An 8,811-nucleotide genomic window follows, 5' to 3' on the forward strand; every position below is an offset into this window, starting at 1 on the left:
CTTTGGTATTTGTTTGGTTTTCTTTGGTTGTTCTTTGGTATGTGGTTGGGTTGTGGTTGGTATGTCTATGGGTTGTCTTTGGTATTTCTTTGGTTCTTCATTGGTTCTAAGGAACCGAAGAAATACCATAAAACAGGCCTGGTAAAACCATAGTCAATACAACGTCATACCATGGTCATACCATAGGAGAGTAAAGGGATTGTTAATAAAAAGCATTTATCAAAGAATCCTAATTTCGCAATAAACTATAGGTTTTTGGGTGATTGGCGGCATAATTATTGTTTTTGAGCGTATTGAATTACAGCCTTTAATCACGGTGAATAATAGAGTAAATAGATTTTGGAATTATAACTGACTGATTAATTGTAAATGAATAAGATTTTCTTTTTTTGGGTGATCAAGCAAATATTGAAAGTCAGAGCAACTTAAGTAAACAAAGGTATTTAAGGGAGCACTGGTTTTTATTAAAAGTAACAGTAGTGTTAATTTGTTATGATAGTTATCATATAGTGCGGTTTTTAAGTGGGGTATATGTTTGTAAGTTTCGTATAATGAGATGTTTGTAAAAGTTTTAAAATTAAATAATAAGTTGCTAAAAGTCATGTATTGGATATAAGTAAATATCTAATTTTGATTTGATAAAAATCTATAAAAGTATTGACCATGGATGCTAAAATAAAAGAGTTCATAGATACAGTAAGGATGAAAAATCCTGGAGAAGACGAGTTTTTACAAGCTGTTGAGGAGGTTGTTGAAACTGTTTGGGATTTTTACCAGGAAAATCCACATTATCAAAAAGCAAAAATACTTGAAAGAATGACCGAACCGGAGAGAGTTATTATGTTCCGCGTTCCATGGGTAGATGATAATGGAGAAGTACAGGTAAACAGAGGGTATCGTGTTGAATTTAATAGTGCTATAGGACCTTATAAAGGAGGTTTACGTTTTCACCCAAGTGTTACATTGAGTGGGTTGAAGTTTCTTGGATTTGAACAAACATTCAAAAATAGTTTAACCAGTCTTCCTATGGGAGGTGGCAAAGGTGGATCTGATTTTAATCCCAAAGGAAAATCTGATTACGAGATCATGCGCTTTTGTCAGGCTTTTATGAGTGAGTTGTATCGTCATATTGGACCAAATACAGATGTTCCTGCAGGAGATATTGGTGTAGGAGGTAGAGAAATTGGATACTTGTTCGGCCAGTATAAAAAGTTAAAAAACGAATTTACCGGTGTATTAACAGGTAAAGGCTGGGAGTTTGGCGGAAGTTTAATTCGTCCGGAAGCAACTGGTTTTGGTGCTATTTATTTTGTGCGCGAAATGTTACAATTGAAAGGACAGTCGTTACAAGGTAAAACAATTGCATTATCTGGCTTTGGAAATGTAGCCTGGGGTGCTGCTTTAAAAGCTGTAGAATTGGGTGGTAAAGTTGTTACACTTTCTGGACCTGATGGTTATATTTATGATCCGGAAGGTATTTCTGGTGATAAAATTGATTACCTGTTAGAGTTAAGAGCCTCAAATCAGGATGTGATTCAACCATATGCTGAAAGGTATGGCGTTGAGTTTTTCGAAGGTAAAAAGCCTTGGGAACAAAAAGTGGATATTGCTATTCCTTGTGCTATTCAAAATGAGTTGAATGAGGAAGATTGTAAGACTCTTATTGATAATGGATGCCAGTTGATTGCAGAGGCTTCTAATATGGGCTGTACGGCAGAAGCTGCATTTTTAGCTACCGAGAAAATAACATTTGCTCCGGGTAAAGCTGTAAATGCAGGAGGAGTTGCCGTTTCTGGTTTAGAAATGAGTCAAAACAGCATGCGTCTTAACTGGAACGAACAGGAAGTTGACCAGAGATTAAACGAAATTATGGTTAATATTCATAAAGTATGTGTTCAGTATGGAACTGAAATGAACGGAAAAATAAACTATATTAAAGGTGCCAATGTTGGTGGTTTTGTTAAGGTAGCAGATGCCATGATTGCTCAGGGTGTAGTTTAAATATGTAGTATAGAGTTTTTAGAATTCCATATAAATAACTGAAACCTTAAAGGAAGATCTTCCTTTAAGGTTTTTTATATTGGTCTTTTTAAAAAATGTAAGAACTTTGTAGTCTTGAAGTAAACTACATAAAATATTATGGGAATAATTGATACGCACTCTCACATATACCTGGAGCAATTTGACGATGATCGTGAGGAAATGATGCAACGAGCTTCGGAGGCAGGAGTGAAAATGGTATTAATGCCAAATATTGATGCCGAATCTATACAGCCAATACTTGATGTTGAAAAAAAGTATCCTGAAATTTGTAAATCAATGATGGGATTGCATCCTACTTCGGTGGATGACAATTATAAAGAGTTATTGGATAAAATGTATTCGCTGTTTGCGGAACATAAATTTTGTGCAGTAGGGGAGATTGGTATTGATTTATATTGGGATAAAACTTTTTTAAAGCAACAAACAGAGGCTTTTAAAATTCAATTAAATTGGGCAAAAGAACTTAATTTGCCTGTAGTAATTCATGCCCGTGACGCATTTGATGAAATCTTCGAAGTTATGGATCACTTTGATTTGGAAGGCATGTCAGGTGTGTTTCATAGTTTTACAGGATCTGTGGAACAAGGGAAAAAAGTATTAAGCTATCCAAATTTTTATTTAGGAATAAATGGAGTGGTTACTTTTAAAAACTCCGGTTTAGATAAGGTAGTTGAGGAGCTCGGACCAGATAAGATTGTTTTGGAAACTGATGCACCTTTTTTAACACCAACACCGTATAGAGGAAAGAGAAACGAACCCTCATATCTAAGTTTAGTAATAGAAAAGTTGTCAGCAGTTTTTGATATACCTAAGCATAAAATAGTGAAGCTTACAACACAAAATGCCACTAAATTATTTAATCTATAATATACAATTCAATTGAAAAGAAGGATATTAATAATATATACAGGAGGAACCATTGGGATGGTAAATGATCCCGAAACAAATTCACTGGTTCCTTTTGATTTTACCATGATAGAAGAAACTGTTGTTGAATTAAAACGATTCGACTTTAAAGTAGATAGTACCTCCTTTTCTCCTATCCTTGATTCATCAGATATGAACCCTAAAAGATGGATCAAACTTGCTATGATAATTGAGGAAAATTATCATTTATATGATGGATTTGTGGTATTGCACGGAACAGATACAATGGCCTATACTGCCAGTGCAATGAGTTTTATGCTTCAAAACTTAGCAAAGCCTGTGGTGTTTACCGGAAGTCAGCTACCTCTCAGTTCCATAAGAACTGATGGAAAGGAAAATCTTATCACCGCACTTAATATTGCATCAGCCTATGTTTATGAGGATGCCGTAGTTCCTGAAGTATGTATCTTCTTTCAGGATAAATTATATCGGGGTAATCGTACTACAAAATACAATGCAGAACATTTCAGAGCATTTAGAAGTGATAATTATCCACCATTGGCCGAAGTTGGCATACATATAAAATATAACTATCCATATATTTTTAAGGCAGACCACTCAAAAGAATTCCATGTTGCCAAAAAAATGGACAACAATGTGGGGTTGTTGAAAATATTTCCGGGTATGAGTCAAATTTATTTTGAAACGATGTTAAAAACTCCTGGTTTAAAGGCTTTGGTGTTGGAAACATTTGGATCAGGAAATGCGCCTACATCAAAATGGTTTTTGGATGCAATAGAACGCGCTGTTAAAGAGGATATTGTGATTTTAAATGTTACACAATGTCTGGCAGGAAGTGTTGATATGGGAACCTATAAAACCGGAATACACTTATTGGAGTTAGGAGTTTTTAATGGAGCGGACATCACAACAGAAGCTGCTTTGACCAAGCTTATGTACTTATTAGGTAATACTTTATCTTTAGAAGAAGTAAAGATTAATTTAAATAAGTCATTAAATGGTGAAATCTATATCTAATATCTTTGTATTTGCTGATTTTTTTGTATTTTGCACACCTAAATTTTTTAGAATTTCAATTATTAACTTTGTTTATTGCGATAAAAAGGGAATTATTAGCAAATAAACTATAGTATTAACAAACTAATACAAACAAAAATTTTTTACAGACTATGAAAAAGCTATTTGCGTTTTTTGCAGTTTTCGGTATGATGACATTTGGTGCATCAACAATGTTTGCTCAGGAAGGAACTGAAGCACAGGAAGAACAAGCTGTTGAACAAGTTACTGCTGCTGAAACTGCAGTAGAAGAAGTTGCTACAGATGCTGCAGCAGTAGAAGCTCCTAAAGGAGTTCACAAACAAATTAAAGCTAAATTCATCGAAGGTGGTGCTATCTTTATGAGTTTCGTACTTTTATGTTTAATCTTTGGATTAGCATTAGCAATTGAAAGAATTATTTACTTGAATCTTGCTTCTACTAATACAAAAAAATTACTTCAAAGCATTGAAGATTCACTAAACGAAGGTGGTGTTGAAGCTGCAAAAGAGGTTTGTCGTAACTCTCGCGGACCAGTTGCTTCTATCTTCTATCAAGGTTTAGATCGTATTGACGAAGGTGTTGAAGTAGTTGAAAAATCAGTTGTTTCTTACGGATCAGTTCAAATGGGTCTTTTAGAAAAAGGTTTAACTTGGATTTCATTATTTATTGCTCTTGCTCCTATGCTTGGGTTTATGGGTACTGTAATCGGTATGATCGAAGCTTTTGATAAAATTCAGGCTATGGGTGATATCTCTGCAACTGCTGTAGCAGGTGGTATTAAAGTAGCACTTATTACTACTGTATCAGGTTTGATCGTTGCTATTATTCTTCAAGTATTTTACAACTACATCGTATCTAAAATTGATGGAATTGTAAACTCTATGGAAGATGCTTCTATTTCATTACTTGATATCTTAGTAAAATACAACATGAAAAAATAATTAGAACATGACAAAGCTTTCAAAAATATTAAACATTGTATTATATGCATTGATAGCTGTGACTGTTGTGTTTACTATCATGTTTTATACAGGAGGAGATGTTCCAGGTGAAACATATCAGACTCCAGTGTATACAGATATGATCTTAAACTGGGCTAAATTCCTGGTTGCAGCAACAGCTGTTATAGCTATTTTATTTGAGATTTTTCATTTAGTGCTAAATCCAAAAAATGCTACAAGAACTTTAATTTCAATAGCAGCATTAGTTGTTATTGCTCTTGTTTCTTATAGCATGGCAGATGGTACTCCAATGGAATTAGGTGGTTACGAAGGAGCCGATAATGTACCTTCAATGTTAAAACTTGCAGGAGCATTCCTTTATGGTACCTATATTTTATTAGGAGTTGTTTTTATTTCTATTTTGGTAGCAGAGGTATCAAAAATATTTAAATAAGGTAATATGGCAAAAAGAGAAACACCAGAAGTGAACGCAGGATCTATGGCAGATATTGCTTTCCTTCTATTGATATTCTTCCTTGTTACTACTACCATGGATACAGACTCAGGATTGGCAAGGCTTTTGCCTCCACCGGTACCTGAAGATGTTCCACCGCCACCACCAATTAAAGATAGAAACGTTTTTACTGTACTATTGAATAGTAATAACCAGTTATTGGTGAAAGGTAAACCAATGAAGGTAGAAGAACTCAAGGATGCAGCTAAAGAGTTTATCCTAAATGAGAATAACGATGAAAAATTACCTGAATTTAAAGATGTTGAGGTAGATTATTTCGGACTTGTTCCTGTTACTAAAGGGGTAATCTCATTGCAGAATGATAATGGAACTCAGTATCAGGCGTATTTGATGGTTCAAAATGAATTACAAAGAGCCTATAACGAAGTTAGAAATGAGTTAGCCAGAAGAAAATGGAGTAAGGATTACGATGATCTTGATGATGATCAACAGAAAGCGATTCGTCAGATTTATCCACAAAAGATTTCTGAGGCAGAACCTAAAAATATAAGTAATTAATTATTATGGCAAAGTTTAGAAAAAAGGGCTCAAAAGGGCTTCCTCCAATTAGTACAGCGTCTTTGCCTGATATTGTATTTATGCTTTTATTCTTTTTCATGGTATCAACTACTATGAAAGAGGTTTCTTTAAAAGTTAAAATAAAAGTTCCTCAGGCAACTGAGTTAGCGAAACTTGAAAAGAAAAGTTTGGTTACATACATTTATGTTGGAGTTCCAACTACTCAGTATCGTTCATTATACGGTTCTGAACCAAGAATCCAGCTAAATGATCAGTTTGCCACTGTTAGTGATATTCAAAGTTATATCGCTCAAGAGCGTGAAAGTATGAAAGAATCTGATCGTCCTAAGATGACCACTTCTATCAAAGCTGACTTTGATTGCCCAATGGGTATTATCACTAGTATTAAGCAGGCATTGCGTAAAGCTCAGGCGTTGAAAATTAACTATTCAGCGGCTCAGAAATCAGAGTATTAATAGACTCTACTATAAATTAAAAGGGGATCAATTTGATCCCCTTTTTTTATGCTTTCTATTGTAATTAATGTGGAATAGCGATTTACAAAACTCTGATGCCTTGATCTGTTGTATCGGTAATTTCAGCTTCTTCAAAACTTGTCATATTGTTAATCATAGCAACAGCTCCCTGAATAATAGGATAAGCTATGGCAGCACCTGTTCCTTCTCCTAGTCTTAAATCCAGATTTAACACAGGTTCTGCTTTAAAATATTCCATCATTAAAGCATGACCTCCTTCTTTTGAATGGTGGGAGTGTATAACGTAATCCATCACGTTACTATTGATAGCCTGTGCAGCTAATAAAGCAGAAGTAATAATAAATCCATCATTAAGTATTAGCATTTTTAATTCTGCTGCTTTTAGCATTCCTCCTGCAATGGTTGCAATTTCTAATCCGCCAAATTGCGCTAGTATCTCAATTGGATCTGTTAGGTTAGGATGATTATCAACCGCTTTTTGTAAGGTCTCCAGTTTCTTTGAAACACCATTTTTGTCTAGTCCGCTACCGGCACCAACACATTTTTCTAAAGGAATATTGCAAAACAAATGCATTAAAACTGAAGCAGGAGAAGTATTCCCAATTCCCATTTCGCCAAAACCTACAACATTGCACCCCTGCTGATGTAATTCCGATACAATTTTAGCTCCGTTTGCTATAGCGTTATTACATTCTTCAAGAGTCATAGCAGAGGACTGAAGAAAGTTTCCTGAACCATTTTTAATTTTTGCATCAACAATATTGTCGATACCACTGAAGTTGTAATTTACACCTGCATCAACCACTTTTAATTTCATATTGTAAACATTGGAGAACAGGCCAATTCCACCACCTCCATTGGCAAAATTAAGCATTTGTTGCCAGGTTATTTCCTGAGGACATGGACTTACTCCTTCTTCACATATAGCATGGTCTGAGCCAACTAATACAATGTGAGGATTGGATAATTCAGGAGTTGTTGTTTCTTGAATTCTGCAAATTTGGTATGCAATTTTTTCTAATAGTCCTAATGAGCCAAGTGGTTTCGTTTTATGATCTATTTTGTATTTAATTTCACTGTCTAGCTCATTAGAAAGAGGTTTAATATTAAAATCTATCATAATATACACGTAATTTTATTTTAAGTGTACAAAGATGATTAAAATAAAATTCTCAATACCAGATTAAAACATGTTTTACAATAAGGTATTGAGAATATATTCTGATTTTAATTCCTTAAACGGCGCCTTGATCTATCATGGTATCAGCCACCTTAACAAAACCACCAATGTTAGCTCCATCCATATAGTTTACAAAACCACCTGGTTTTGTTCCGTATTTAAGACAGGTACGATGAATATCTTTCATAATTATTTTAAGTCGGTCATCTACTTCAGCACGGGTCCAGTTCATTCTCATAGAATCCTGACTCATCTCTAATCCAGATACTGCTACACCTCCGGCGTTTGCAGCTTTACCGGGTCCATATAGAATTTTATTTTCGATAAATATTTCAATTGCTTTAGGAGTGCAAGGCATATTAGCACCTTCTGATACACAGATACAACCGTTTTTTACTAATACTAAGGCATCATCCTTATCTATTTCATTTTGTGTGGCACTAGGTAGCGCTATGTCTGCTTTTTCGTTCCATGGTGTTTTATCTTCTACATATTTTACTTTATAAAGCTCAGCATATTCCTTAATTCTTCCGCGTCTGAGATTTTTTAGTTGCATGATGAATTCTAATTTCTTTTGATCTATGCCATCCGGATCGTATATATACCCATTGCTATCAGACATGGTAACAACTTTTCCGCCTAATTCTATTACTTTTTCAGCACTATATTGAGCTACATTACCAGAACCGGAGATTAATACCGTTTTTCCTTTAAAGCTTTCATGAATTGTATTCAGCATTTCCTCTGCAAAATATACATTTCCATAGCCGGTTGCTTCAGGTCGTATGTTACTTCCTCCCCAGTTTATACCTTTACCAGTAATTGTGCCTGTAAACTCATTTTTTATTCTTTTATACTGTCCAAACAAGTATCCTATCTCTCTACCTCCAACACCAATGTCTCCTGCAGGAATATCTGTATTATGACCTATGTGTCGATATAACTCTGTCATAAAACTCTGGCAGAATCTCATCACTTCATTATCAGATTTTCCTTTAGGATCAAAATCAGAACCTCCTTTTCCTCCTCCAAGAGGAAGCGTTGTTAAGCTGTTCTTAAAAACTTGTTCAAAAGCAAGGAATTTTAATATGCCCAAGTGGAACTGCTATCTTTACCAAGACACAGAGTTAAGCTTGTAATGATTAAATTTACAAGCATATGAAAAAAGAAAGAAGACAATTTGATAAAGCC

9 protein-coding genes are annotated in these 8,811 nt (G+C 34.7%); 7 read left to right on the forward strand and 2 right to left on the reverse strand.

Annotated features, from left to right (window positions below; all coding sequences use genetic code 11):
• Positions 1 to 663 precede the first annotated feature (663 nt).
• The 7 genes from gdhA (OM075_RS23420) to OM075_RS23450 all read left to right on the forward strand — a co-directional run bounded on the left by gdhA (OM075_RS23420) (position 664) and on the right by OM075_RS23450 (position 6,419).
• On the forward strand, positions 664 to 2,001 hold the full coding sequence (gdhA, locus tag OM075_RS23420) for an NADP-specific glutamate dehydrogenase (RefSeq protein ID WP_301192990.1): 1,338 nt from the start codon (positions 664 to 666) through the stop codon (positions 1,999 to 2,001).
• Positions 2,002 to 2,139: 138 nt separating this feature from the next.
• Positions 2,140 to 2,910, forward strand: coding sequence for a TatD family hydrolase (locus tag OM075_RS23425; protein ID WP_301192991.1), 771 nt, complete (start codon positions 2,140 to 2,142; stop codon positions 2,908 to 2,910).
• 12 nt (positions 2,911 to 2,922) lie between these two features.
• Complete coding sequence (locus tag OM075_RS23430) at positions 2,923 to 3,948, forward strand: asparaginase (protein WP_301192992.1); 1,026 nt, start codon at positions 2,923 to 2,925, stop codon at positions 3,946 to 3,948.
• A gap of 152 nt (positions 3,949 to 4,100) precedes the next feature.
• Entirely contained in the window at positions 4,101 to 4,910 is an 810-nt protein-coding gene (locus OM075_RS23435) for a MotA/TolQ/ExbB proton channel family protein (RefSeq protein ID WP_301192993.1), read from the forward strand.
• A 7-nt stretch (positions 4,911 to 4,917) separates the two neighbouring features.
• Positions 4,918 to 5,364, forward strand: a complete 447-nt coding sequence (locus OM075_RS23440) for a hypothetical protein (RefSeq protein ID WP_301192994.1) — start codon at positions 4,918 to 4,920, stop codon at positions 5,362 to 5,364.
• 6 nt (positions 5,365 to 5,370) lie between these two features.
• Positions 5,371 to 5,943, forward strand: a complete 573-nt coding sequence (locus OM075_RS23445) for an ExbD/TolR family protein (RefSeq protein ID WP_301192995.1) — start codon at positions 5,371 to 5,373, stop codon at positions 5,941 to 5,943.
• A 5-nt stretch (positions 5,944 to 5,948) separates the two neighbouring features.
• Positions 5,949 to 6,419: an ExbD/TolR family protein gene (locus OM075_RS23450; protein ID WP_301192996.1), complete on the forward strand. Its 471-nt coding sequence runs from the start codon at positions 5,949 to 5,951 to the stop codon at positions 6,417 to 6,419.
• An 82-nt stretch (positions 6,420 to 6,501) separates the two neighbouring features.
• On the opposite strand, the gene cobT is transcribed toward OM075_RS23450, so the two are convergent.
• On the reverse strand, positions 6,502 to 7,560 hold the full coding sequence (gene cobT, locus OM075_RS23455) for a nicotinate-nucleotide--dimethylbenzimidazole phosphoribosyltransferase (protein WP_301192997.1): 1,059 nt from the start codon (positions 7,558 to 7,560) through the stop codon (positions 6,502 to 6,504).
• Between the two features lie 115 nt (positions 7,561 to 7,675).
• Entirely contained in the window at positions 7,676 to 8,716 is a 1,041-nt protein-coding gene (gdhA, locus tag OM075_RS23460) for an NADP-specific glutamate dehydrogenase (protein ID WP_363321653.1), read from the reverse strand.
• Positions 8,717 to 8,811 lie beyond the last annotated feature (95 nt).

Origin of the sequence: Plebeiibacterium sediminum (assembly GCF_026013605.1) — a bacterium.
GTDB lineage: Bacteria > Bacteroidota > Bacteroidia > Bacteroidales > Marinilabiliaceae > Saccharicrinis > Saccharicrinis sediminus.

Coding starts and splice junctions, on each gene's coding strand:
- OM075_RS23435 (WP_301192993.1), top strand. CDS start 4,101: ATGAAAAAGCTATTTGCGTTTTTTGCAGTTTTCGGTATGATGACATTT.
- gdhA (WP_301192990.1), top strand. CDS start 664: ATGGATGCTAAAATAAAAGAGTTCATAGATACAGTAAGGATGAAAAAT.
- cobT (WP_301192997.1), bottom strand. CDS start 7,560: ATGATAGATTTTAATATTAAACCTCTTTCTAATGAGCTAGACAGTGAA.
- OM075_RS23445 (WP_301192995.1), top strand. CDS start 5,371: ATGGCAAAAAGAGAAACACCAGAAGTGAACGCAGGATCTATGGCAGAT.
- OM075_RS23425 (WP_301192991.1), top strand. CDS start 2,140: ATGGGAATAATTGATACGCACTCTCACATATACCTGGAGCAATTTGAC.
- OM075_RS23450 (WP_301192996.1), top strand. CDS start 5,949: ATGGCAAAGTTTAGAAAAAAGGGCTCAAAAGGGCTTCCTCCAATTAGT.
- OM075_RS23440 (WP_301192994.1), top strand. CDS start 4,918: ATGACAAAGCTTTCAAAAATATTAAACATTGTATTATATGCATTGATA.